This window comes from Lysobacter sp. K5869 (assembly GCF_018847975.1).
Lineage (GTDB): Bacteria > Pseudomonadota > Gammaproteobacteria > Xanthomonadales > Xanthomonadaceae > Lysobacter.
Genome location: NZ_CP072597.1, coordinates 2,736,100 through 2,761,110, shown reverse-complemented (window position 1 = coordinate 2,761,110; position 25,011 = coordinate 2,736,100). Strand labels below are relative to the sequence as shown.

The window sequence follows — 25,011 nt, the reverse complement described above, 5'->3', positions numbered from 1 at the left end:
CCGCGCTCACGGCGCGAACTCGGCCCGCACCGGCAAACCGGCCGGCAAATCGATGGCGTCGGCGTCGGTCAGCTCGACTTCGCACAGATAGCTCAGGCGCGCGGCGTCCTCGCCGGTCAGCGCGTAGTACGGAGTGAAGCTGGACTCGCTGCGGATCATGCGCACGCGGCCGTTCCAGGCGCGCTCGCGGCCTTCCACGTAGACCTTGGCGGCGCGGCCGACGCGCACGTCCTGACGGATCGTCTCGGGCACGTATACGCGCGCGAACGGATGCGCGCCGACCAGCATCACCGCCAGCGGCGAACCCACCGGCGCCTGATCGCCGAGCTTGTACGGCAGGCTGTCGACCACGCCGTCGCGCGGCGCCACTACGTCGAGCTTGCCGAAGCTCACCTGCTGCACCGCGGCCTGGGCCTGCGCGGCGGCGAGCGCGGCGCGGCCCTGGGCGATGTCTTCGCGGCGGTTGCCGCGCTCGAGTTCGAGCAAAGCCGCTTCGGCCGCGCGCACCTGCGCGACTGCGTTGCCGGCGGCGGCGCGGGCGCGGTCGACTTCGGCCGCGGCGATCAATTGGCGTTGGCCGAGCGGACGCACGCGCTCGAAGTAGGCGCTGGCATCGCGTTGCTGCGCCTGCGCGGCGGCGAGGTTGGCGCGGGCTTGGTCGATGGCTTCGCGGCGCGGGCCGGCCTCCAGTTCGGCCAGCGCTTCGGCCGACTGCTGGGCCTGCGCTTGCGCGGCTTGCAGTTGCGAGCGGCCGCGGTCGGGTTCGAGTTGCAGCACGCGGGTGCCGGCCTTGACCCGCTGCCCTTCGCGCACATCGATGCGCACGACTTTCTCCGCCACCGGCGCGGGCAAGGTGATGCGGTCCCATTCCAAGGTGCCGAGCGCCTGCGGTTTGTCGGCGGCGCAGGCGGACAACGCGAGCGCGAGCAACGCGATCAGGCTGGTGCGTTTGCGGATACGTTCGCGCATAGCCGGCTCCCGCGCCGCTTCCACCATCGCCGCGAACGGCACGGCGCCGGGCAGGCGGCCGCGCAACGGCGCCATCGCGCCCGCACATCGCGGACGGCTGCGTTCTGCGTTCATCGCGCGCTCCTGTGCGTTCATGGCGTCAGCCCCCGGTCGAGCAAGGCCAGCGCGTGGCGGCGCTGGGCCGCGAGGTCGAGATCTTCGGCGCCGAACAGATGACGCCAGATCGGCGCGCTGGCGGCGGGGAACAAGGTCAATCCGATCAGGCTGACCATCAGCAGGCGCGGGTCGAGATCGGCGTTGATGCGGCCCTGCGCCTGCGCCTGAGCGAAACGCGCGGCGAGCATGCGCGGCAGCAGCGGACCGATCTTGTCGTACAGCAAGGTCTCGCGCAGCGCCCCGCCCTCGCACAACACCTCGCGCACCCACAGCGACGGCAGCCACGGGTGGGTTTCGACGATACGGCCGATGTTGGCAACGAAGCGGCCGATCAGGTCGAACACGTCGCCGTTCTCGTCGCCGAGCCCGTCGCGCAGGCTCAGCACCAGCGGCAGCAGGCGTTCGCCGCTGACCGCCCGCTGCAGTTGCTCCTTGTCGCCGAAGTAGTAATGCAGCAGCGCCGGATTGACCCCAGCCTCGGCGGCGATGGTGCGCAACGAGGTCGCGGCGATGCCCTGGCGGGCGTAACAGGCGATGGCGGCGTCGAGCAGGCGCTCGCGCAGGTCCGGGCTGTCGGCGGCGGCGGGACGGCCGGGGGCGCGCTTGGGCGCCTCGGTCTTGCGCGGACGGTCGCGTTGGGCGGGCTTGGGGGTGTCCATGCGCCATATTTAATTCAATGATTAATTAGATCGCAAGCGGGTTCCGACCAACGGTCAGGGCGCCCCGCCCGCCCCTTGTAGGAGCGGCGCGAGCCGCGACCGCGAAAACCGAACTACGGCGAAGATCGCCCAAACCCGCGAAACCGCCCGCCCGTGGGATCGCGCGACCAGCGGCGGAGGGCGCGATCGCCGCTTCGTACGCCGACGCGCGCGGCGCATCGAGGCCGGACATCGCCCGACCGGTTGCGCGCGGCGATCCGAACGATGGCGGTCGCGGCTTACGCCCCTCCTACAGGGGGATAGCCAGCCGACACGGTGGTTCGATCGATGGTGCGTCGATGTGGAGAAAACGCGCGGTGTGCAGGCGCGGCGAGTTGTCGGATCGCGGTCGCGGCTTACGCCGCTCCTACTCCGCGGCGTCGAGCACCGCATCCGGATAGCGCCGCCGCCACTGCTCCAACGTCTGCGCGCAATGCGAAGGAATCACCCACGCGCCGTGGTGCGTATCGCGAAACCGCGCCAGCCTGCGCAAGGTGTCGAGATAAGCGCCGGGGTCGTCCATCGCCAGTTGCTGGGTCAGCCACGGCAGCGCTTGCGGGCGGTCGAGCTGTTCGCGCCGCCAGAACGCGTCGGCGGCGAGCACGGCGCGTTCGCCGTGTTGGGTGCGCAAGGCCAGACCGAGTTGGCCGCGCGCGTGCCCGGGCAGCGACAACGCATGCAGGCTGCCGTCGCCGAACAAGTCCCAGCCTTCGCCGAGGCCGGCCAGATCGCCTTCCAGCGGACGCCGGCCTTCGTCGTCGAGCAATTGCAGGCGTTCGGCGAAATCGGCCGGCAGCAGTTCCTTCCAGATTTGCGCGTGCAGCAGCTCGAACCACCCGGCCTGCTGGATCCGCCGCCACGCGTGCGCATGCGCGACGAAGCGCGCGCGGCCGAATTCGCTCAGGCCGCCGATGTGATCGGGATGGAAGTGGCTGACGACCAGCAAGCGCACGTCGTCCGGGCCGAGGCCGCGCTGGCGCAGCAGATGCGCGGCGTCGGCGTGCGGCGGGCAGCAGGCGTGGATCGCGCGTCGGTAAATCCAGCGCACGCCGGCGCGCATCGCCGCGCGCGCGGCGGGGCCGTAGCCGCAGTCGAACAGGATCGCGCCTTGCACCGGGTGTTCGATCAGCGCCCAGCCCGCGGGAAAGCGCATCGGCGCGCCGGCGGCGAGGCCGAGGTGGCGCGGGTCGGCGCAGCTGTGGCCGGACGCGGCCAGCGTGAGCGCGACTTCGCCGCTCACCGCCGCACCTGCGCGCGCGCCAGTTCGTGCAAGGTCTTGGTCAGGGCTTCGTCCATGTTCACCCGCGGACGATACCCGAGCTCGTCGCGGGCGCGGGAGATGTCCAGGGTCATGTCGACGCTGAGCAGTTCGACGCCGTAGCGCAGCAGCGCCGGTTCCACGTCGGGACGAAAGCGGCGATGGAAGGCTTCGACCGCGCTCGCCAGCGCCAGGGCCAGCGGCTTGGGCACGCGCTTGCGCGGGCGCGGCAGCGACAAGGCGTCGGCGAGGCGATCGATCACGCTCCAGATCGCCACCGGCTCGCCGTTGCTGATGTTGTAGACGCGGCCGCTCAGGCGCCACGACGCGTCCATCGCCAGCACGCAGGCGTCGACGACGTTGTCGATGTACGTCAGATCGACCCGACAGCCTTCGTCGCCGATGCGGCGCAGGCGGCCGGCACGCAGCGCTTGCACCAGACGCGGCAGGATCGCGGTGTCGCCGGGTCCGAAGATCGCGCGCGGCCGCAGCGCCAGCGCCGATACGCCGCCGGCCGCGCAGCGCTCGAACACGAGGCGCTCGGCGGCGAGCTTGGTCGCGGCGTAGTCGTTGACCGGTTTGGCGGGCAACGGATGATCCTCGCGGATGCCCTGGTGCGGCGCGCCGTCGTGATAGATGCCCGGCGTGGAGATGTGCACGAGCCGTCGTACCTGCCGCGCGATGCAAGCGGCGACGATGTGTTCGGTCGCGGTGAGGTTGGCGGCGACGAAGTCCTCGCGCCGGCCCCAGGGGCTGGACAACGCGGCGCAGTGCACGACGGTGTCGGCGCCGCGCAGGATGCGGTGCACGGCGCCTTCATCGGTGAGGTCGAGCGCGTGGAATTCGATGCCCTGCGCTTGCAGGGCGCGGCCGCGTTCGGCGTCGCGGCCGAGCGCGATGGTTTGTTGCCACGGCCGCGTCGCGGCGAGATGGCGCACGAGCGCGCCGCCGAGAAAGCCGGTCGCGCCGGTGACGACGATGCGGCGGTCGGCGGTCATGGGGCGCGGGCTCGGGTTTGGGGTTCGGATTCGGCGTCGGTGCGGAGGTCGATGTCGATGCCGATATCGGTGCCGATGTCGACCTCGGCGTGGGTGCGGGTGGCGGCATCGGCATCGGCATCGGCGATGTTCGAGCGAAGCGTCGCGATTCGAGCGGTATGCAGCGAAATCGGAGCTCTACGCATGCGAGGCGGTAGCGCGCTTGAATCGATGCCGGTACCCGCCTCGATATCGACACGATTCTGTCGGGCAACGACGAACCGAGCGGCCGGGACCGAAAACGCTCGCGCGAACGGCGCAGCAGCGTGCATCGCAACGAGAAGAACTTCAGTCCCGATGTGGCCCGACCCGATCCCCAAGTCCCGAGCGAGCCGCACCGGAACCGACGCCGCCCCCACGAAAGCGCGATATCCGGCGATGTCCGCTGCCTCGCGCATCATCGCCCTCGCCCTCAGTACGTCAGGCTCAAACCGACGCCCGACAATCCCGCGCCGGTGCCGAGCAAAACGCCGGTGTCGCCGCGGCGGATCAGGCCGTCGCGCACGCCCTGCTCCAGCGCCAGCGGAATCGAAGCGGCGATGCAGTTGCCGGTGTATTCGAGCGTGCGTACCATCGTCGCGCCGCTGAAACCGATTTGTTCGATCACCTCCAGCGCGGCGCGGCTGGCTTGATGCGGCGCGACCCAACGCAGCGCCGCGCGCGCGGCGATGTCGTCCAGGCCGAGGCGGCGCATCACGTGCGGGATCAGGCGGATGCCGCTGCGCAGCGCGGCGTGGCCCTGCATCGAGAACAGCGCATCGGAGGGACGCGTGGCCGGACCGGTCGGCGGGCGCCAACTGCCGCCGCCGCGCAGGGTGGTGATGTCCACGCCCTCGCCCATCGTCCGCCACGCGATGCGGTGGATGCGGCTGGGGCTGTCGTCGGGCGCGCGTTCCACCACCGCCGCGGCCGCGCCGTCGCCGAACAAGGTGCAGATTTCCGGATTGGCGAAATCCAGCCCGACCGAGGCGATTTCGCTGCTGACCACCAGCGCGCGCTCGATCCGGCGGTGATGGATGCGTTCGGCCGCCAGTTCCAGCGCGGCGACGAAACTCAAACAGGTCGCGTGCACCGACAGCGCCGGAATGCCGGAGCGGCCGAGGCCGAGTTCGCGCTGCAACAGCGGCCCGCCGTCGGGAATCGCGCGCTCGGCGGAGCCGGAGGCGTTCAGGATCAGATCGACCTCGCCCGGCGCGACGCCGGCGCGCTCGCACGCCTGCAACGCGGCCTGCGCGCCCATCCAACTGGCGCGCTCGGCTTCGGGCTCGGCCCAATGGCGGAAGGCGACGCCGCTGTTTTCCAGGGCCCAGCCGCGCGGCAAGCCGACCCGATCCTCGATCTGCGCGCTGTCCACGCGCCGCCGCGGCAAATAGCGGCCGAGCCCGGCGATGCGCACGCGCCAGTCGAGATCGGGCGCCGCGGCGGATGCGCGGCGCGGGCCGGCGGCAGGGGCCGCCGAACCGCGCGGCTCGCTGTGCTGCATCGTTCTGGTGTCCATGTGCGCGGGCAGTATGCGGCAGCGGGGCGGGTTTGCCGAGACGATGGGCGACGCGGAAGCCGGCGGAGCAGTGCCGCAACGGCGATATCGCCGTGCTTGTCGGGAGCCGCCCTGAAGTGTCGAGGGCGGTCGGCGCTTGCTGATTCGCGAGATCGAGGCGCGGCGCGGGGGCGAATTGAAGGCGCGGTCGCGCGGATGACCTGCGAGCGCGCCGCGAGCGCTGGGACGCATGTCCGCCGCGATTGGATCGTTCGCCCTCCAGCGACCGCTCCTGCCTTGCCGTCGCGCCGCCGCGATGGCTCGAACGATCCAGATCGCGAGCGTGCTGCACCGCGAAGATCCGCACGCGTCCGCTGCGATTCGAGCGCTCGCGATCCAGCGAACGGCCCCACCTTGCCATCGTGCGGCCGCGACGGCCCGGACGGGCCGAATCGCGGGCGCGCTGCACCGTAGATATCCGAAGCGCAAATCCGCCGCGATTCGACCGCTCGCGATCCGCTGGCCGGACTCGGTCTGTCGTCGCGCCGCCGCAACGCCTCGCCCTCCGATCGCCGCCCGCACCCTCGAACGCGCCGCCACGCACACGAAACGACGACGCACCCGCCGCCACCCTACGCAAGCCGCGACGATCCGCCCCTTCCCCGCCGCGGACCGCCCCGCGATCCTGTCGCCGCCGTACGCCGCAAGCCGAAGGAGTCCCGCGATGCCGACACCGCCCGTCCACGGCGAACCGCCCCGCCCCGGCGGCGCCCACCTGCTCGCGCGCGAAGCCCTCGGCTTCTGGTTCCTCGGCCTGGGCGCGCTCGGCCTGCTGCGCGGGTGGATGCGCGCGACCCGCCACGGCGGCTTCGAGACCGAAACCGTCGCCCTGCTGTGGCTGATCGGATCGGCGCTGCTGGCCGTGGTCGGCGCGCTGCGGATCTGGCGCGCGCTGCGCGCCGGGCGCCGCTGAATCCGAGCCGGCGCCCCCGCCCACAGCCCTTCCCCGCGGCCCCGGACGCGCCCCGCGGCTTTGCGAAAACCCGCCGACAGGCGCAAGCTGTGACACCCCGGCACGCATCGCGTGCACGATCCCCCTACGCTGTCCCCATGCCCGCACGCACCGTCTCCGAATTCACCCTGGACCCCGCCGACAGCGAGCGTCTGGCCAACCTCAGCGGCCCGTTCGACGGCCATCTGCGCATGATCGAACTGCGCCTGGGCGTGGAAATCGCCAACCGCGGCAACATCTTCCGCATCGACGGCCCCGAGGCCTCGGTCGGTCAGGCCGAGAAGCTGCTGCGCCGTCTGTGGAAGGACGCCGCCGAGGAAACCCTCGACGACAGCGCGATCCATCTGGCGCTAACCGAAACCGGCGCCGAGCAGGTCGCCCAGCGCGACTACGAACCGCAGGAAGTGGCGATCCGGGTCAAGCGCGGCACCGTCCGCGGCCGCGGCGCCAATCAGGCCAAGTACCTGCACGCGATCGCCACCCACGACATCAACTTCGGCATCGGCCCGGCCGGCACCGGCAAGACCTTCCTGGCCGTGGCCAGCGCGGTCGAGGCGCTGAACGAATCGCGCGTGCAGCGTCTGGTGCTGGTGCGCCCGGCGGTCGAGGCCGGCGAGAAGCTCGGCTTCCTGCCCGGTGATCTGACCCAGAAGGTCGATCCCTACCTGCGCCCGCTCTACGACGCGCTGTACGAAATGCTCGGCGTGGAGAAGGTGGTCAAGCTGCTGGAACGCAACGTCATCGAGATCGCGCCGCTGGCCTACATGCGCGGGCGCACCCTCAACGACGCCTACGTGATCCTGGACGAAGCGCAGAACACCACCATCGAACAGATGAAGATGTTCCTGACCCGCATCGGCTACGGCAGCACGGCGGTGGTGACCGGCGACCTCACTCAGATCGACCTGCCCAAACACGTCAAATCCGGCTTGCGCGACGCGCTGGACGTGCTGCGCAACGTCGACGGCATCAGCTTCACCTTCTTCGAGGCCAGGGACGTGGTCCGCCACCCCCTGGTCGCGCGCATCGTCACCGCCTACGACGCCCGCGACGCGCAGGACACGCAAACCGGTCCGGCCGCCTGAGGCGCGCCGGAACGGTCGCGCGCGCCGCCGGCTCCGAGCCGGCGACGCGGGCACGGACGCGTCGCGGCGAGGCGCAGTATCCGCCGCGCTGCGATCGTCGCCAGCCGCACGCAACCGCCCAAGTTCCGCCGCACGATCCGAATCAACTACCGCAGTGAGTGCCGCGATGACCCAAGGTCCCGTCCGACTCGATGTCGCCATCAGCTACGCCCTGCCGCGCAAAGGCCTGCCGGCCGCGACCAGCTTCCGCAAGTGGGTCGCCGCCGCGCTCAAGGGCCGCATCCGCGAGGCCGATCTGGCGATCCGCATCGTCGACAGCAAGGAAGGCCGTTCGCTCAACCGCCATTACCGCGGCCGCGACTACGCCACCAACGTGCTGAGCTTCCCCGCCGACATGCCCGAAGGCCTGCCGGAGGGAGTGAAACTGCCGCTGCTCGGCGATCTGGTCATCTGCGCCCCGGTGGTCGCGCGCGAGTCGCGCGAGCAGAAGAAGGCGCTCAACGACCACTATGCGCACCTCACCGTGCACGGCGTGCTGCACCTGCTCGGCTGGGATCATGAGGACGAGCGCGAAGCCGAGTGCATGGAGCAGTTGGAGCGGGAGATTTTGGCGACCTTGGGCGTGGCCGATCCGTATCTGGAAGACTGAGCGCGTCGAATCGCCGCGCTTCGCGGATGCATGAGCGTGCGCGCACGATCGTCGCTCTGCCCACTCCAACGCAACGCGACTACAGGCAGTCGCCGAGTGCTTCGTAAGCGGATTTGTTCGACCCAGGCAACGGCGCGTACAGCGGACGCTCTCCCGACCAGGCGTTCAACAGCGCCGACACCGTGGCGCCCCTCGCCAACGGCAGGCGGCATCTCCATATCTTCGGCGCGACCCGAACCCCGCCGGTAGCCGGGTCGATGTCCTCTTGGCTGGCCGCGAACGCCCAGACGCAGCGTCCGAGCATTCCGCTGACACGTTGCACCGAACAGCTCAGCCGCAACGCTTGGATGTTGCTGTAGTCGCCTTCGCAGAACGTGTCTCCGCAAATCTGGTCGAAATTGTCGCGCAAGCGATAGAGCGCCGTGTACCAAACCTCGATATCGGCCGGGGCGCTCAAATATTCGCCTAGTTCGACATAGTCGGGAGTTGTCCGGGCGCTTCCGTCCGTAGCGGCGAACGACGAGAACGGCAGGAGACAGCAAAGCAACGCGCAGAATCTGATCACGAATTCCTCTCTTCCTTGTGAGGGGTCACGCCGCTGTTCCGATCGCGGCATCCACAGCTTGCGTCCGGCGTAGTTGGCAGGAAATCGGGCAACTGCGCGGATCGGCGTAGGACTACTCCGGCAGAGCCCGATCGAAAACGCGAACGCCCCGCCGCAAAGATACGGTCAGCAACGCCGACCACTCGGCGACTACCAACAATCGAGCACGTCCACCGCCGTTCCGCTCCGGCCTTTAACGCCTTTTTCGTTGATCGAAAGCGACATGCATTTGGCATCGGCTGCCTGCGCGCCTTTCGGCGCGGCGGTCAAACGGTAGGTTCCGGCCGCGAACGGACCGCCCGAAAACGTATAGAAATCCTTTAACTCGGTCACGCAGCCCGTAGCCGGGACCGAGGCCCCGACGTAAGTGAATCGCGTGGTGTAGTAGCGCTCCATGTACTGCACCTGCCCCATCAGGCAAGCCGTAGCCGCGGCGCGGCGGGATTTCATGATCTGCGCGTTATAGGACGCGTATGCGAGCGCAGCGAGGATCGCCACGATCGCAACCACGATCATCAATTCGATCAAGGTGAACCCGCGCTCGTCACGGCGATGAGGGACCGGAAGCCTCGTCATTGGATGTCCCTCACGACTTCGCGCCACGAAACGCGCTTCACCCCGATGCCGGCGACGGGCGTTCGCGCAGCGCCGACATCGCCGCCGTCGTCGGTCTTGACGATGATGTTCTCGGGCATGCCGGGCACGATGACCGCGCCGTTTTCCGCCTCATTGGAACCGATGCCCGATGCCGGAACCTTCCCCGGCTGGCCGCCGCTGCCGCCGGCGACGCTGTCGCCCGCATCGATCTTTCCGTCGCCGTTGGTATCGAACACATCGCGATCCAAACGCGCGCCGGTGAACGGATCGATTTCCATCGTGAAGCCGCTTCCGCCGGGACTGCAAGGGTTCTTGCCGTTGGGAGTCCGAGTGATGCCCAGCAACCGGCTGCCGTCGAACAGATTGGGCACCACCATGCGTTCCCCGGTAGCGCTCGCGCCAGGCGAAACCAAATCGATGTACCAACCGTCCTTCTTCGCCATATCGCCATCCGCGGCCGCGGAAATCACGCGTACGGTCACGTCCTTGCCTTGGCCGTTCTTGACCACGCCTTCGTACTCGATCGTGCGCTGAACCAGATTGCCGCGGCTCGCGGTTTTTCCGCTGTCGATGATGCCGTACCAAGACTGGACCGCCGAGTCGGTGACATCGGTCCCTCCGAGGAAACGTCCGGTGCCGAAGAACACCCAGGTTTCCACGCTGTCGGGACGGAAACCCACGAGCGGCACAACGGTAATCGCCTGCCCCGCCTGCGCTTGGAACACGCGCTGCGAGTCGGTCGCGCCGCCGCCCAAACCGGAGAACCTCCACATAGCGCCGTGAAGATCGCCCGCGTAAGCGCTCTCGAAGAAGCCGTCGCGATCCGCATCCCAGGCCCGGACTCCCGACAGGCCGTTGTCGACGCTGGCGTCGGTGGCGACCGTCTCGACCGAGCCGGTCGCCAAGTCGAAAGCCAACAGGTAGGCAGCGCCGGATTCGCTGTTCGGCCCGTTGCCGAGCAGAGCCTTCCACACTCCGTCCGAGGTTTGCACGATCGTGGGTTTGCTCAAATTGTTGCCCAGCGCGGGCACTTGATCGCCGTTCTTTTCCCACAGCAAGGACACCGCGGAAGGGTCGGTGACGTCCAGCGCGAACACGCTCTTGCCCCCGCGCCCCATCGTCCCGACCAACACGGTCCGCCACTGCCCATTGATGAAAACGTCGGCCGCGGTCAGTTCGCCGTCGACGAAGTAACGGTGCGCCTCGCGGTACTCGGGTTTAGCGTAATCGGCCAAGCCATTGGGTATGTTCAGCACCGCGGCCGGTATGAACGCGTAGGTTTCGGCGCCGGTGCCCGCGTCGAACCCGTGCAACATGCCGTCGTTTCCGCCGATATAGACGGTCCCCGCGCGCGCGGCCTGCGCCTGCGCGAATGCGACATACGCTTTGCCCGCGCCGGTGAATCCCGCATCGGCGTACAACGCCGGAGACGGCGCCCCGACGTGCAAGGGAGAGGAATTCACGAAATCGCCGAGCACATTGCCGCGATCGCGCAGACCGCCGCCGTTGGCCGCCTCTTTGCTGCGATCGCCTCGCAGGTAATTCAGAACATCCTCGTTGCCGATATTCCTGCGGTGCTTGGCATCCAGTCCGGACCAGACGAACGCGCCGTAGCCGTTGCTGCTGGCATAGATCTTTCGCGCCGCCGGAGCCGGCACCTTGGCGCTGGCGCTCCAGCGCGGCATCAGAGTCTTGGTGATGGGGTCCACCACGTAGGCGGACAGTTCCCCGCTCCAGTCGGTGTAGTAGGTCGGCACATACACCATCGCCCCGTCCTGGACGCTCGCTCCGTTGGTGCCGACCACGGCGGCGGCGCCGCGCCGCGGCTGTTCCGCAGCGGCCTTGAACACACGATCCAGGCTGTTGATCATCACTCCAGCCTGGTTGGCGAGGAAATAGTTCCTCGGACGCTTGTCGTTGGCTAGGCCGCCGACCCCGACGAGTTCCGGTTTGCCGCTCCCATCGGTGCCGACCCACCACGCTTCCTGCAAGACGGTATTGCGTTGATCGGGATTGAAGCCCGGGGGCACGTCGAACCCGCCGTACTTCGCCGCGAGGTAGTACTGGTTGGAGCTGCGCCCCTGAACGATCCCGCTCTCGGCGACATCGACGAAGAAGCTGGACAGCGTCTGCATGCCTTCCAGATCCCCGCGCAAATCCCGCGTATGCGCCGCATAGGCCAGCGCCGCAACGAAGGCCGAATTGCCTCTTCCGCTGAACGTCGCGTTCGCGGCAGGCAGAGCGATTCCCTCGGCGAGTTCCAGGCGCGCCAGGTTTTGGTAGTCGGTTTCGACGTTCACCGTATTGTCGGCGCTCACCTCGGACGGTCTGGCTGGCTCGCCCACGTTCGTTAGCGGATTGACCGCAGGACGGTAGGTCGACCCCGGCAAATTACGGTCATCCCAGGTGTTCGCATCGCCGATCCCGATCGCCACGTTGCGCTGACAGGTGTACTGGATCGGATCGTCCCATTGGGTGATGACCGGAAAGCGATCCGTCCATTGATCCGCGTTCGCCGCGTTCAACGCGCTGTAGGTCGGAACATTCCCCTGCTTTTTCAAATAACGCAGCGCGATGTAGAACAATTCGCTGAAGGGATCCAAGGACTTCGGCGCGTAAGCCGTCGTTTGGCCGAACTTATTGATGTAATTGATCACGCCGCTATTGACGACCACCTTAGTCCCGGCACTGCTGTTGGTGGCCGCGGAATCGGTTGAGTCGGGATCTGCGTACTGCACGCCGGTATCCGGGTCCCATTCGCGGGCCGGATTGCTCTTGACGCCCTCGACCGGATCATAGGAAAACGGGCCGACGTACTTCTGCCTGGCTCGCATGACGCCACCGTCGCGCCCGATGCTGGAATCGTTCAGATAGGCGAACGCGCTGTAGCGCATGCGGTCGTTGTACTGCTGAATCAGCCCCTCCGGCTTATAGGCGTTAGCGTATTTCTTGCAATTGGGCTCGGGCTTGACGACACCGCGATCGACACAGACCTGGACGCGCAAGCTCACCGTGTACAACCGCCTGTCCGGCTTGGTTCCGTTGACGCCGGTCCCGTTGAGGGCATGAACCGCAGGGTTGTAGGCCAAAGGCTTACTGAAGAAATCGGCCAGATCGAACCCGAAGACGACCTGATTTCCGTTACCCGCGACCTGAAACCATGCCTTCTTATCGTCCGTTGCGGGAATCCCCTTGTCGGGAACAGGCAACAAACGAAAATAGTCGGTAGCAATTACCGGCTTGAAGCTCGAATGGAAATTCGCTTTTTCGAGCCAGGTTTCCGTCGGCGTATCCAGGACGCGATATCCCCCTGTGAGCGCCTTGCGGAACGGGTCGATGGTCTGCGTGCCCACCCAATTGAGAAAATTCCCGCTCCACTGCTTATCGCCGCCGCTGCACGAATAGTTGGCTCCCGCCACGCCAACCGGCTCGAAATGCCTTTTCGGCTCCTCATCCGCATAGACGTACTTGTAGCATTTGTTCGAATCGAAGTAGCCGACCGACTCGAATTTAGAATCGTAGGTGTTCTTCTGCGCATCGGTCGTTCCAAAGAAGTTCGCGACCGAATTCAGGGTCGGATGCTCCACCGACGGAACCAACACTATGTTGTTCGGAACATCGCTTCCGAGCGTCAACGGACGCTGCTGGATCTGCACTTCCGACGCAACCGGCATCGCGCTGATCGCGGCGAGCGCGCCGATCAGGAATGCGCCCAGTCGTGAGGTCGCCGCGGCGGGCCGTTTGCCAAGAGTTCGATCGCGAGTCATGCGCCTGTCCTCAAAAATTCGCCGCGGGAGAACCGACATCCCGTCGTCTTTCAATAACTCACCAAGGTCGTTTGCAGCACCACGACCGCGCGTTCGCCTGCTCCGCTCGGATCGTGGCTGCGCGCGGTGACGCGGTAGAACGCCCCGGTGAACTCCTTCGCCGGGGGCGGTTCGTAGGAACCGCCGTTGGCGGTGCCGAAATCGTCCACGGTCGTGCGCTGCCCCATGAACTGGACGTAGTACTGCGCGCGCCCCGCCACCGGCAGCGCGGCATCGCCCGCGCTGGCATTGACCCAACAGTCGCCCTTGGCATCGGCGCAGACCGATCCGCCGGTATAGGTGCTGCTCGGCAACGGGGCGCACGATATCGTCGGAAGCGTGCAGTCCACGCCGATCGCTCGGCTGTTCTTCACCGCGTCGGCCACCTGTTTCTCGGCTTCGCGCAACGCTCGTTCGGCCGCCTCGAAGGCCAGGCTGCGGTCGTACATCGCGGCGCTCATCCGTTCTTCCAGCGCGGTGCCGCGCAGGATGGCCAGCCCGATCACCATCATCACCAACAGCATGACCATGATCACCATCAGCGCGACGCCGCGCTGCGTCGACGGCGGAGCGAGAGAACGACGGCGGCTTCGCATGGGCAGATTCTCCTCAGAGGTTCCTGTTGCGCAGCGTCAGCACCGAGGTCACCGTGCGGCCGATCGAATCTCCGTCGACGCCGCTGGACCGCTCGCTTTGAATGGTCAGCACGACCCTCGCCGCCTTGACGCGCGCCCAATCCGTCACGGCGGCAGCCGTTCGATACCCAGGCTGACCCTCCGACAGATAGGAAACCGCCATCTGGCTAACGCCTTCGGCGACTTCGTCCGGCGCGGGCGTCGGAACTTGATCGGAGTACAAGACCTGACGGAACAGCGAATTTTTGCCGGCCCTGTTGCGGCCGACGAACCAGCGCACGGCCTGCGGCCGGCTCACGACCGAACTGCGGCCGTACAGATGCCAAGTCTGCGCCGGAGCCGATCCGTCGTCGCAGAGCAACGCCGACAACCGGGTGAACCCCGAGCCGCAGTTTGCATCAGTGCCGTGCCCCAATGCCGCGCCGGCGAAGGACGTCACCTTGAAGACGCTGACCAGACGAAAATCGCAAACCATCAGCGTATCGCCGATTTTCATGTCGCTCGGCACGGCATTGACCTTGAGCGCGGCGTCGCGGCGGGTCATCGCCTCGACGAGGTAGAGACCCAAGTCCTGGGTCGAATGCAACTCGAACGCATCGCTGCCGGAAACGCGCTCGCCCGTGGCGCTGCCGAAACCGGCCGCGGGGGCGGCGAAACCGGTGTCGCCGCCGAATCCGCGGAACGACTCGCTCCACTTCGACCAGAATGCGGTGGCGCGCTCGTCGGTCACGTTGGCAAAGCGGATGACGCCCGCGCACTGGTTGCCGCCGGCCTCGCGCACGTCGCGCGCCATCAGCTCGAACGCGATGCGGCCGGCCTCTTGGACGCGCGACAGATCCTCGGTGGTGCGGAAGGCCGCGCGCGAGGCGAGAAAGATCGACAGCGCGCCCGCAGTCAACAACAGGCCTAGCGCCAAGGCGACCATCAGTTCGATCAAACTCAGGCCGCGGACGCCGCTCGCCGCGGGGAATCCGGCGCGGCGCTTCATAGCCGCACCTGCATGCGGAAGGTGCGCTTGTCCGCGTCGTTTTCCCCGCCCGCGCCGCCTCCGCGAGTGTCGTCCCAAACCACCTCGATCGAACACGAATCCGCGGCGCAGGCGATCTTGCCGCAGGTGCTCGCGGTTTTTCCCAGGCTCTCGCCCAGCGCTTGCACCCAGTTGGCGCGGTCGGCCGCGGCTAAGTCGCTGCCTCCAGAAGCCGTCGCTCCGAAACACTGGGCCGAGCCGGTGTCGTAGGCGCCGCTCTTCGCCGCCGCTGCGTTCGCGCGCATCGCCTCGGCCATCGCATACGCCTGAATCACCGCTTGACTGCGCTCCAGGGAACTCTGGCTGTTGCGCAAAGCCAGGCTTTGCATCGCCGCCACGCCCAGCAATCCCAAGCCCAGCACCAACACGGCGATCAGCACTTCGATCAGCCCCATGCCGGCCTGCCCCTGCGCGCGGCGCGGCATCGTCCGGCCCACGCCGCGCCTGGGCGTCGCATCGATATTCGTAAGCGTCATGGCGCGCAAACTCCGTTGGCGTCGATCGGTTGGGTCGTCAGCCGGCCGCCGGAAAACAGGCTCACCCGATGAACGTTCTCGGCCGGCTGCCGGGTCTCGATGCACAAATCGAAGCTGGCGTTGAGGAATCCGCCGCGCCCGCGCGATTCGGCTCGGGCGAAGCCGTCCGGGCGATAAGTCACCCGGCCGTCCGGGAGCGAACTGCTCATCGATACGGTCGCACCGAGCCGCGTCGCCCGCAGCACCAGCGGGTCGCTCGCGACGCCGTCGCGGTTGGCGTCCGGAACCAGCACGATCCATCCCGACCAACGTCCGCCGCCGCTCGCGCACGTGAGTTGATCGGCGCTGTTGCACAGCACGACCGAAGCGTTGCGACGCAGTGCTTCCATGCGCGCGGTCTGCAGCGAAACCACCAATTCGTTGGCGCCGCCGGCGAGACGGCTGCGGTTGATGGTGGCGATGAAACTCGGCACGGCCAACGCGAGGAGCGTCGCGGCGACGGCCAGCGCGACCAGCAACTCCATCAACGTGACCCCCGCCTGCCTCTCGCGCCCGAATTCCATCGCGTGCCGCCTCGCCGAAGTAGGGCGCACTCTAGGATCGCGTTCTCGACCTCAGCCAGCGTGCGCAGGACGAGCGGTCGCAGCGCGCGGGCGAGCGGCGGACCTTACACAGTAAATACTTACGAAAAATTCCTTGTTGGCACGCTTATTGATATGTGCCGCGCAAACTCAAAATTTGCGCCTTCTTTCTCTGGCATTGCACGCGCGGCCGCCGCGCTCCCGTCTCTAGCGGAATTCCGACCCCGCCGCGCGCACCAATCCGATACCGCATGCACAGCGCATTGGAAAAACTGGCCGCCTCCATAAGGACACAGGAACGCCTCGCCATGATTTCCACCCGCCATCGGCAACAAGGCTGGTCCCTCTTCGAAGTCGCGATCGCCCTCGCCGTAGTTTCGCTGACGGTCTGCATCGCGCTGCCTTCCGCGGCGTCGGCTCTGGAGCGAGTGCGCGTGGCCCGCATCCAGACCGAACTCGGCGAAACCTTTCTGATCTCGGCGCGTCACGCGATCGCCGGCGGCGTCGCGACCGTCGTGTGCCCGAGCGGCCACGACCCGAACTGCGGACAGGGCGACGATTGGAGCGGCGGCTGGATGGCGTTCGCCGATCTCGACGGCGACCGCCGTTTCGGCGCCGGCGATACGCTGCTGCGGCAAGTGCCGCCGCTCGCGGGCGCCGTCCGCCTGTACGGTTCGCCGGAACGCTCGCGCATCGTATTTCAGCCGCATGGCGGCAGCGGCGGCAGCAACGCCAGCTTCACCGTATGCGCTAGCCGGGGCGCCCGGCTGGGAACGCTGGTTCTGTCGAACGCGGGCCAGTTCCGTTTCGCCGAACGCGCGCCGCCGGGGCGAAACCCCTGCGCAACATTTTGATATTGATTGGATTTTTACGAACCCCGCGACGCCCGCCGGGCTTGGCGCGACGCTCCGGCGGCGGGCGCGGGTCCGCGACGCGGCTTCCGGGTTAGACTGGAGGCCACGCCCGCACCCCCAGGGCGCCTGCCAAGAATCGAATGTCCGAGGACGACAGTAGTACCCACTCGCCGGAGCCCCACGAGAAACGGCGTTCCTGGCTCGACCGCATCAGCTCCGCGCTGTCGGGCGAACCCAGTTCCCGCGAAGACCTGGTCGAGTTGTTGCGCGACGCCCAGGCCGACGGCCTGATCGCCGCCGATACCCTGCGCATGATGGAAGGCGCGATCGCGGTCTCCGACCTCACCGTCGGCGACGTGATGATTCCGCGTTCGCAAATGGTCGTCTTGCCGGCCAGCGCCAAGTTCCTCGATCTGATGAAGCTGGTGGTCGAATCCGGCCATTCGCGCTTCCCCGTGCACGGCGAAGACAAGGACGAGATCCTCGGCATCTTGCTGGCCAAGGATCTGTTGCGCGGCGTGGTCGCCGACAACGGTCCGGGCACGATCCACGAGTTGCTGCGTCCCGCGGTGCTGATTCCCGAATCCAAGCGCCTGGACGTGCTGCTGCGCGAGTTCCGCCAGTCGCGCAACCACATGGCCATCGTCATCGACGAACACGGCGGCGTCGCCGGTTTGCTGACCATCGAGGACGTGCTGGAGCAGATCGTCGGCGACATCGACGACGAGCACGACGAGGCCGAGAACACCGACGCGTTGATCGCGGCGCAGGCCGACGGGCAGTACGTGGTCGATGCGCTGACGCCGATCGACGATTTCAACGAGCGCTTCGGCGCCGACTTCGACGACGACGAATACGACACCATCGGCGGCTTGGTCACCGCGGCGATCGGGCATCTGCCCGAGGCCGGCGAAGAGCTGACCCTGGGCCGCTTCGTGTTCCGCGTCGCCAGCGCCGATGCGCGCCGGGTGCACGCCTTCCATGTGGGCGTGCTCGGCAACGACTGATCGCCGGCGTTGCTGCTTCATCCGCTGCGTCGAACCGGCCCCGCTTGGGGCCGGTTCGCGTTTGGGCGCTCGCGTTCGGGAGCCGGTGCTTTCTCATCCAATCGCGGGCCGCGCGGGCGTGGACGTCGGAGTTCAGGCCCGTGCCGCGAGCGCTTCGCCACCGCAGCGGGCGCGCCCCGAGGCTCGCGACTCGCATCGCCGGCCGCGCGGGCGTAGGCGTCGGAGCTCAAGCCCGTGTTGCGGCGCTTCGCCACCGAGACGAGCCCCGAGCCAGAAAGCATGGCTCGCATACGACGCCACGATTGGAACGCCGCGTAAAACCAAGGACATCCGGCCCGGCGCCTTCCCGCAAGCCGTCCTTCGCCTCTGTTTACAATGGCCGCTACCCCGCCCCGCCGGATCAGGCCGCCCGTGACCGTTCTCTCCCGCTTCGTCCGGCTCTACGCCCTGCTCACCGTTTTGCTGATCCTGCCGTTGGCGCATGCGGCCGAGCCGGTCGCTGCGACGGCCACGGCCACGCCCGCAACCGCGACCGCCGAAACCACGGGCGCTGCGGGAACATCGGCCAGCACCGCAGGAACGCCGGCCAGCACCGCGGCGACGCCGGCCGCGGCCACGCCCGCCACCGCACGACCCGACGCTTCCGGCGAGGCCCCGCGCATCGGCGTCGTCACCATGCAGCCCGGCCAGGAGTTCTGGTCGCGCTTCGGCCACGACGCCCTGGTGGTCTACGACCGCGCCAGCGACAAGGCGATCTCCTACAACTTCGGTTACTTCGATCCGACCGAGCCCGACTTCGTCCAGCGCTTCATCCGCAACGACATGCGCTATCGCCTGGTCGCGCTGCCGTTCGATCAGGACATGGCGCAGTACGACTACGAAGGCCGCAAGGTGACCTTGCAGTGGCTGGACCTGAGCGAGGCGCAGGCGCGCGGACTGGCCGAAGCGCTGCGGGTCAACGCGCTGCCGGAAAACGCGTTCTACCGTTACCAGTATTTCGACGACAACTGCGCGATCCGCGTGCGCGACGCCATCGACCGCACGCTCGGCGGCGATCTGCGCCGGCAGATCGAAGGCCGCTCGCACGGCAACACCTTGCGCAGCGAGGCCTTGCGCCTGTCGCGGCCGGAGCCGTGGATGTGGTTCGTGCTCGACGTGCTGATGGGCCCGGAGGCCGACAAGCCGGTGCCGGTGTGGGCCGAGTCCTACGTGCCCGGGCGGCTGGCCGCGGCGTTGGCTGAGGTCAAGAACAGCCAGGGCCGGCCGCTGGTCGAGGCCGAGCGGGTGCTGATGCCCTCGCGCATCGCGCCGGAACCCGAAGCCGCGCCGCTGCCGTGGTGGCCGTGGGCGCTGGCCGGCATCGCCCTGGGCGCGGCGCTGGCCTGGATCGGCGGGCGCAGCACGCGCTGGCTGGCCGCCGCGGCGCTGCCGCTGTGGGCCGCGCTCGGCGTCGTCGGCGCGCTGTTGCTGTACGGCTGGCTCGGCACCGGCCACACCTACATCCACGCCAACCGCAATCTGCTGCTGTTCGATCCGCTGTGCCTGCTGCTGCTTTACGGCGGCGTGCGCGCGCTGCGCGGGCGCGATCCGGGCCCGCTGTTCGGCTGGCTGACCTTGGCCGTGCTGCTGGCGGCGGTGGCCTCGCTGTTCGTGTATTGGCTGCCGGTGTACCCGCAGCGCAACGCGCACTGGATCGCGCTGTGGCTGCCGGTGCATCTGGGCCTGTGGGCCGGCTTCCGCGCGAGCGCGCAGCCGCGCTGAGGCGCTCGCGGGCGCGGCGCTTGCCCCTGCGCGGTCGCGGGGGCAGGATGCGCGCATGAGCGATCCTTCCCTGCCCCAATGCGTCATCAACTGCGCCGCCTACGACCGTCAAGGTGGCCGCCGCGACATCACCCTCGACCAGATCAGCGACGTGCTGGCCGTGGACGACGGCAGCTTCGTCTGGGTCGGTCTGTACGAGCCCGACGAGGGCATCCTGGATAAGTTGCAGGAAGAGTTCTGCCTGCACGATCTGGCCGTGGAGGACGCGCACAACGCGCACCAACGGCCGAAGATCGAGGCTTACGGCAACTCGCTGTTCATCGCCATCCACACCGCGCAGAAGATCGACAACCGCATCCGCTTCGGCGAGACCCATCTGTTCGTCGGCCCGCGTTACCTGGTGACCGTGCGCCACGGCGCCTCGATCAGCTACAAGAGCGCGCGCATGCGCATGGAGCGCGAACCCGACCTGCTCGAACACGGCCCCGGCGCGGCGTTGTACGCGGTGTTCGACAGCGTGGTCGACAACTTCATGCCGATCGTCGAGGGCTTCACCCAGGAGCTCAACGAACTGGAGAAGGACATCTTCGCCGAGGACTTCAGCAGCGAGACCGTGCGCGAGCTGTACGACCTCAAGCGCGAGCTAACCCGGCTGCGCATGGCGGTGTCGCCGTTGCAGGACATCCTCGGCCAGCTCGCGCGCTCGCGCGGCGGCTTGATCGACGAAGAGATCCAGCTGTATTTCCGCGACGTGCTCGACCATGTCGTGCGCATCAACGAAACCACCGACACCCTGCGCGAGATGCTGACCGCGGCGGTGAGCGTGAACCTGTCGTTGGTCACCGTGCGCCAGGGCGAAATCGTCAAACGCCTCGGCGCCTGGGCGGCGCTGCTGGCGGCGCCGACCTTGATCGCGAGTTGGTACGGGATGAACTTCGCCCACATGCCGGAATTGGCGGGGCAGTTCAGCTACGGGATTCTGATCAGCGTGGTGGTGGTGACGTGTTTAGTGTTGTACATCGGGTTCAAGCGGGCGAAGTGGTTGTAGCGGATCTCGTGCTTGTAGGAGCGGCGTGAGCCGCGATCGCGGCCTCGGGCTCTCCTCGTAAGCGAAGTGTCGCGGTCGCAGCTTGCGCAGCTCCTACAGTCGGACTTCCGGCAAACGCGGAGTCGTGGCCGCCGCCCCTGTAGGAGCGGCGCGAGCCGCGACCGCGCTATCGCAACTACGTCGCAAGAACGGCTTCGCGGTCGCAGCTTACGCAGCTCCTACCGCCGGGTATCCGGCCCACGCGCCGCGCCGGCCCGATCCCGTCCCCCAACCGCCCGACATCGCACCACCAACGGCCGCCATCGGGCGCCTAAGACCAAAGTATCAGCCGCTTTCGCGCGCCTTTGCCGCGCTGCGCATTGACCCGCCCGGGCACAGGCGCGACGCTTCCAGGGGTCCTATCCGGGAGGGTCGTCATGAAAAATGGTCTGGGCAAAGTGGGCTGGGCGGCCCTCGCCGTGCTCGGGGCGTTCTGCCTCGGCGTGGTCGCGCTGCGGCGCGGCGAGCACATCAACGCCTTGTGGATCGTCACCGCCGCGGTGTCGATCTATCTGGTGGCCTATCGCTACTACTCGCTGTTCATCGCCGACAAGGTGATGCAGCTCGACCCGACCCGGGCCACGCCCGCGGTCATCCACAACGACGGCCTGGACTACGTCCCGACCAACAAGCACGTCTTGTTCGGCCACCACTTCGCGGCCATCGCCGGCGCCGGCCCGCTGGTCGGCCCCGTGCTCGCGGCGCAGATGGGCTACCTGCCCGGCCTGCTGTGGCTGATCGTCGGCGTGGTGCTGGCCGGCGCGGTGCAGGACTTCATGGTCCTGTTCGTCTCCAGCCGCCGCAACGGCCGCTCGCTCGGCGATCTGGTGCGCGAGGAGATGGGCCGCATTCCCGGCACCATCGCCCTGTTCGGCGCGTTCTTGATCATGATCATCATCCTCGCGGTGCTGGCGATGATCGTGGTCAAGGCGCTGGCGGAAAGTCCGTGGGGCATGTTCACGGTGATCGCGACCTTGCCCATCGCGGTGCTGATGGGCGTGTACATGCGCTACATCCGGCCCGGCAAGATCGGCGAGATCTCCGTGGTCGGCCTGGTGCTGCTGTTGCTGGCGATCTGGTACGGCGGCAAGGTCGCCGCCGATCCGGTGCTCGGCCCGGCCTTCACCTTCACCGCGACCCAGATCACCTGGATGCTGATCGGCTACGGCTTCGTCGCCGCGGTGCTGCCGGTGTGGCTGGTGCTGGCGCCGCGCGATTACCTGTCCACCTTCCTCAAGATCGGCACCATCGTCGGCCTCGCCATCGGCATCCTGATCGTGATGCCCGACCTGCGCATGCCGGCGCTGACCCAATTCACCGACGGCAACGGCCCGGTGTGGAAGGGCGGGCTGTTCCCGTTCTTGTTCATCACCATCGCCTGCGGCGCGGTGTCGGGCTTCCACGCGCTGATTTCCTCGGGCACCACGCCCAAGCTGCTCGCCAACGAAGCGCATATGCGCTACATCGGCTACGGCGGCATGCTGATGGAATCCTTCGTCGCGATCATGGCGCTGGTCGCCGCCTCGGTGATCGACCCGGGCGTGTACTTCGCCATGAACAGCCCGGCCGCGCTGGTCGGCACCGACGTGCACGCGGTCGCGCAGACGATCAGCGGCTGGGGCTTCGCGGTGACGCCCGATGTGTTGGAAGCCACCGCCAAAGACATCGGCGAACACACCATCCTCGCCCGCGCCGGCGGCGCGCCGACGCTCGCGGTCGGCATCGCCCAGATCCTGCACAACGTGTTGCCGGGCGAGAACACGATGGCGTTCTGGTACCACTTCGCGATCCTGTTCGAGGCGCTGTTCATCCTCACCGCGGTGGACGCCGGCACCCGCGCCGGCCGATTCATGCTGCAGGACCTGCTCGGCAGCTTCGTGCCGGCGCTGCGCCGCACCGAGGCCTGGGGCCCGAACCTGATCGCCACCGGCGGCTGCGTCGCGCTGTGGGGCTATTTCCTCTATCAGGGCGTGGTCGATCCGCTCGGCGGCATCAACACCTTGTGGCCGCTGTTCGGCATCGCCAACCAAATGCTCGCCGGCATCGCGCTGATGCTGTGCACGGTCGCGCTGTTCAAGATGAAGCGCGACCGCTACGCCTGGGTCACCATCGTGCCGACGATCTGGCTGTTGATCTGCACCACGGCCGCGGGCCTGATCAAGATTTTCGATTCCAATCCGGCGGTCGGCTTCCTCGCCCAGGCGCACAAGTACAGCGCCGCCATCGCCAAGGGCGAAGTGACCGCGCCGGCCAAGAGTCTGGAGCAGATGCACCAGATCATGGTCAACAGCTACGTCAACACCGGCTTGACCGCGCTGTTCCTGTTCGTGGTGTTCAGCGTGCTGGTGTACTCGCTCGGCGCCATCGTGAAGGCGCGCGCGAATCCGCAGCGCAGCGACCGCGAGTCGCCGTACGTGGCGCTCAAGCCGCACGAAATGGAGGGCGTGTGATGGGCACCGCGCTGGTTCCGGTCGGCCAATACCAATCCTTCCGCCGCGCCTGGCGGCGCATCGTGCAGACCGCGCGGCTGTGCTGCGGGGTGCCGGATTACGACAACTATGTCCGGCATCTGATGGAGAAGCATCCCGAGCGGCCGATTCCGGATTACGCGACGTTCTTCCGCCAGCGCCAGGAAGCGCGTTACGGCGGTGGGCGGATCGGCTGCTGTTGAGGCGTTGAGCGCGCGAGAAAGAAAAAGGCCGCCGGTTGGCGGCCTTTTTCGTAGGCGGGTTCGCTGCCGCCAGACCCGACGTTGCCGCGCGATCTACCTGTAGGAGCGGCGCGAGCCGCGACCGCGAAACCGCGCTTGCGTCGTATCTGCGATATCGCGGTCGCAGCTCGCGCAGCTCCTACAGTCGCACTTCAGGCCGGCGACGCGCCTGCGAGCGAACGCAAGGTGATCCCGACCAGATACGCCAACCCCGTCCCCGTCGCATACCCGAGCGTCCCGAGCAGCGCCCCCACCGGCGCCAGCGAGGGATGGAACGCCGACGCCACCACCGGCGCCGAGGCCGGCCCGCCGATGTTGCTCTGCGAGCCGATGGCGAAATAGAACAGCGGCACCCGCAGCAAACGCCCGACGCCCCACAGGATCGCGATGTGCACCACGATCCACAGCAAGCCGAGCGCGAACAGCCACGGCTTGTCGAGCAGCGCCAGAATGTTCATCTGCAAGCCGATGCAGGCGATCAGGAAGTACAGCAGCAGGCTGCCGATCTTCGACGCGCCCGCGCCTTCGAGCTCGCGCGCGCGGGTGAAGCTCAGCGCCAGGCCGGCGAAGGTCGATACCGCGACCACCCAGAAGAACGGCTCGTGCAGGCTCACCGTGCGCGCCCACGACACGTTGGCGCCGAACCACGCCGACAGCGGGCCGGCCACTGCGTGCGCGAGCCCGACCACGCCGAAGGCGATGCCGACGATCATCGCCAGATCGCTCAGCGTCGGCACGCGTTCGTGCTGGGCGCGGAAATCCTCGATCCGGCGCTTGAGTTCCTCGATACCGCGGGTATCGGCGCCGCTGCGCGCGTCGATGGCTTGCGCGCGGCTGGCGAGGAAGATCAGCACCGCCATCCACACATAGCCCACGCCGACATCGACCACGGCGAACTGGCCGAATGTGGTCGCGTCGACTTTGAAGATCTCTTTCATCGCCAGCATGTTGGCGCCGCCGCCGATCCAACTGCCGGCCAGCGCGGCCATGCCGCCCCAGGTGTCGCCGGCCACCGTCTCCGGATGCAGCGCGCGCATGACCACGAAGGCGACGATGGCGCCGAAGGCCACGCTCAGCGACGACACCGCGTACATGATCAGCAGCTTGGGGCCGAGCTTGAGCACGCCCTTGAGGTCGATGGTCAGCGTCAGCAGCACCAGCGCCGCCGGCAGCAGCACGCGGCTGGCGACCGGGTTGTAGAGCTTGGTGTTCTCGCCGTCGACCAGGCCGACGGTGTTGTAGATGCCGGGGATGAAGTAGCACAGCAGCAGCGCCGGGACGAAGGTGTAGAACTTCTTCCAGAAGCCGGTCTGCTGCGAGGAGGTCCAGAACACCACGCCGAGGGTGGCGGCGATCAGGCCGAGGACGACGATGTCGTTGCTGATGAGCGCCGTGCGGGCGGTGTCGGGCATGCGGGTTCCCCTGAGCTTAGGCGACTCCGCTTTTACTTCGGATCGGCGCGGGTGGGCAAGGGCCGGTGGTGCCGGGGCGCGAGTTCAGGTGGCGGCTGTCGCCAAGCTGTCGG

Annotated in this window: 23 protein-coding genes; 9 read left to right on the top strand and 14 right to left on the bottom strand. The window is 67.7% G+C overall.

Annotation, left to right across the window (positions count from 1 at the left end; translation table 11 throughout):
- Positions 1 to 6 precede the first annotated feature (6 nt).
- The 6 genes from J5226_RS11830 to J5226_RS11805 all read right to left on the bottom strand — a co-directional run bounded on the left by J5226_RS11830 (position 7) and on the right by J5226_RS11805 (position 5,616).
- Positions 7 to 969 (bottom strand): HlyD family efflux transporter periplasmic adaptor subunit, encoded by a 963-nt coding sequence (locus J5226_RS11830; RefSeq protein WP_215840404.1) that lies wholly within the window; start codon positions 967 to 969, stop codon positions 7 to 9.
- A 131-nt stretch (positions 970 to 1,100) separates the two neighbouring features.
- On the bottom strand, positions 1,101 to 1,784 hold the full coding sequence (locus J5226_RS11825) for a TetR/AcrR family transcriptional regulator (RefSeq protein WP_215840069.1): 684 nt from the start codon (positions 1,782 to 1,784) through the stop codon (positions 1,101 to 1,103).
- A 406-nt stretch (positions 1,785 to 2,190) separates the two neighbouring features.
- Positions 2,191 to 3,063: an MBL fold metallo-hydrolase gene (locus tag J5226_RS11820; RefSeq protein ID WP_215840068.1), complete on the bottom strand. Its 873-nt coding sequence runs from the start codon at positions 3,061 to 3,063 to the stop codon at positions 2,191 to 2,193.
- Positions 3,060 to 4,079: an NAD-dependent epimerase/dehydratase family protein gene (locus J5226_RS11815; protein WP_215840067.1), complete on the bottom strand. Its 1,020-nt coding sequence runs from the start codon at positions 4,077 to 4,079 to the stop codon at positions 3,060 to 3,062. The genes J5226_RS11820 and J5226_RS11815 overlap by 4 nt, the downstream gene beginning before the upstream one ends.
- Positions 4,076 to 4,519: a hypothetical protein gene (locus J5226_RS11810; RefSeq protein ID WP_215840066.1), complete on the bottom strand. Its 444-nt coding sequence runs from the start codon at positions 4,517 to 4,519 to the stop codon at positions 4,076 to 4,078. The genes J5226_RS11815 and J5226_RS11810 overlap by 4 nt, the downstream gene beginning before the upstream one ends.
- Positions 4,520 to 4,530: 11 nt before the next feature.
- Positions 4,531 to 5,616 carry a 3-oxoacyl-[acyl-carrier-protein] synthase III C-terminal domain-containing protein gene (locus tag J5226_RS11805; RefSeq protein WP_215840065.1) on the bottom strand — a complete coding sequence of 362 codons (1,086 nt, stop codon included), beginning with the start codon at positions 5,614 to 5,616 and terminating at the stop codon, positions 4,531 to 4,533.
- Positions 5,617 to 6,319: 703 nt separating this feature from the next.
- Here J5226_RS11805 and J5226_RS11800 point away from each other — a divergent pair.
- The 3 genes from J5226_RS11800 to ybeY all read left to right on the top strand — a co-directional run bounded on the left by J5226_RS11800 (position 6,320) and on the right by ybeY (position 8,341).
- Complete coding sequence (locus J5226_RS11800; protein WP_215840064.1) at positions 6,320 to 6,568, top strand: hypothetical protein; 249 nt, start codon at positions 6,320 to 6,322, stop codon at positions 6,566 to 6,568.
- Positions 6,569 to 6,705: 137 nt separating this feature from the next.
- Positions 6,706 to 7,692, top strand: a complete 987-nt coding sequence (locus tag J5226_RS11795) for a PhoH family protein (protein ID WP_215840063.1) — start codon at positions 6,706 to 6,708, stop codon at positions 7,690 to 7,692.
- A 166-nt stretch (positions 7,693 to 7,858) separates the two neighbouring features.
- A complete protein-coding gene (gene ybeY, locus J5226_RS11790; protein WP_215840062.1) occupies positions 7,859 to 8,341 on the top strand; it encodes an rRNA maturation RNase YbeY in 483 nt (160 codons plus the stop codon).
- 79 nt (positions 8,342 to 8,420) lie between these two features.
- Here the strand turns inward: ybeY and J5226_RS11785 are convergent, their stop codons facing one another.
- From J5226_RS11785 to J5226_RS11755, 7 genes are all read right to left on the bottom strand, one after another.
- A complete protein-coding gene (locus J5226_RS11785; protein ID WP_215840061.1) occupies positions 8,421 to 8,906 on the bottom strand; it encodes a hypothetical protein in 486 nt (161 codons plus the stop codon).
- Positions 8,907 to 9,095: 189 nt separating this feature from the next.
- Positions 9,096 to 9,521: a type IV pilin protein gene (locus J5226_RS11780; protein ID WP_215840060.1), complete on the bottom strand. Its 426-nt coding sequence runs from the start codon at positions 9,519 to 9,521 to the stop codon at positions 9,096 to 9,098.
- Positions 9,518 to 13,309, bottom strand: coding sequence for a PilC/PilY family type IV pilus protein (locus tag J5226_RS11775; RefSeq protein ID WP_215840059.1), 3,792 nt, complete (start codon positions 13,307 to 13,309; stop codon positions 9,518 to 9,520). Before J5226_RS11775 ends, J5226_RS11780 begins: the two co-directional genes overlap by 4 nt.
- Positions 13,310 to 13,359: 50 nt before the next feature.
- Positions 13,360 to 13,944 carry a PilX N-terminal domain-containing pilus assembly protein gene (locus J5226_RS11770; protein ID WP_215840058.1) on the bottom strand — a complete coding sequence of 195 codons (585 nt, stop codon included), beginning with the start codon at positions 13,942 to 13,944 and terminating at the stop codon, positions 13,360 to 13,362.
- 13 nt (positions 13,945 to 13,957) lie between these two features.
- The gene (locus J5226_RS11765; protein ID WP_215840057.1) at positions 13,958 to 14,971 is read right to left on the bottom strand and encodes a prepilin-type N-terminal cleavage/methylation domain-containing protein; all 1,014 of its coding nucleotides are present in this window, start codon (positions 14,969 to 14,971) and stop codon (positions 13,958 to 13,960) included.
- A complete protein-coding gene (gene pilV / locus J5226_RS11760; RefSeq protein ID WP_215840403.1) occupies positions 14,968 to 15,486 on the bottom strand; it encodes a type IV pilus modification protein PilV in 519 nt (172 codons plus the stop codon). Before pilV ends, J5226_RS11765 begins: the two co-directional genes overlap by 4 nt.
- Complete coding sequence (locus J5226_RS11755) at positions 15,483 to 16,049, bottom strand: GspH/FimT family pseudopilin (RefSeq protein ID WP_215840056.1); 567 nt, start codon at positions 16,047 to 16,049, stop codon at positions 15,483 to 15,485. The genes pilV and J5226_RS11755 overlap by 4 nt, the downstream gene beginning before the upstream one ends.
- Positions 16,050 to 16,318: 269 nt before the next feature.
- On the opposite strand from J5226_RS11755, the gene J5226_RS11750 reads away from it, so the two are divergent.
- From J5226_RS11750 to J5226_RS11725, 6 genes are all read left to right on the top strand, one after another.
- The gene (locus J5226_RS11750; RefSeq protein ID WP_215840055.1) at positions 16,319 to 16,921 is read left to right on the top strand and encodes a GspH/FimT family pseudopilin; all 603 of its coding nucleotides are present in this window, start codon (positions 16,319 to 16,321) and stop codon (positions 16,919 to 16,921) included.
- 140 nt (positions 16,922 to 17,061) lie between these two features.
- Positions 17,062 to 17,928: a transporter associated domain-containing protein gene (locus J5226_RS11745; protein WP_215840054.1), complete on the top strand. Its 867-nt coding sequence runs from the start codon at positions 17,062 to 17,064 to the stop codon at positions 17,926 to 17,928.
- A gap of 411 nt (positions 17,929 to 18,339) precedes the next feature.
- A complete protein-coding gene (locus tag J5226_RS11740; protein ID WP_255323062.1) occupies positions 18,340 to 19,689 on the top strand; it encodes a DUF4105 domain-containing protein in 1,350 nt (449 codons plus the stop codon).
- 55 nt (positions 19,690 to 19,744) lie between these two features.
- Positions 19,745 to 20,737: a magnesium/cobalt transporter CorA gene (corA, locus tag J5226_RS11735; RefSeq protein WP_215840053.1), complete on the top strand. Its 993-nt coding sequence runs from the start codon at positions 19,745 to 19,747 to the stop codon at positions 20,735 to 20,737.
- Positions 20,738 to 21,153: 416 nt separating this feature from the next.
- Positions 21,154 to 23,226 (top strand): carbon starvation CstA family protein, encoded by a 2,073-nt coding sequence (locus J5226_RS11730; RefSeq protein WP_215840052.1) that lies wholly within the window; start codon positions 21,154 to 21,156, stop codon positions 23,224 to 23,226.
- Positions 23,226 to 23,447 carry a YbdD/YjiX family protein gene (locus J5226_RS11725; RefSeq protein ID WP_215840051.1) on the top strand — a complete coding sequence of 74 codons (222 nt, stop codon included), beginning with the start codon at positions 23,226 to 23,228 and terminating at the stop codon, positions 23,445 to 23,447. The genes J5226_RS11730 and J5226_RS11725 overlap by 1 nt, the downstream gene beginning before the upstream one ends.
- Positions 23,448 to 23,638: 191 nt before the next feature.
- On the opposite strand, the gene J5226_RS11720 is transcribed toward J5226_RS11725, so the two are convergent.
- Positions 23,639 to 24,898 (bottom strand): DUF819 family protein, encoded by a 1,260-nt coding sequence (locus J5226_RS11720; RefSeq protein WP_215840050.1) that lies wholly within the window; start codon positions 24,896 to 24,898, stop codon positions 23,639 to 23,641.
- Between the last annotated feature and the right edge of the window lie 113 nt (positions 24,899 to 25,011).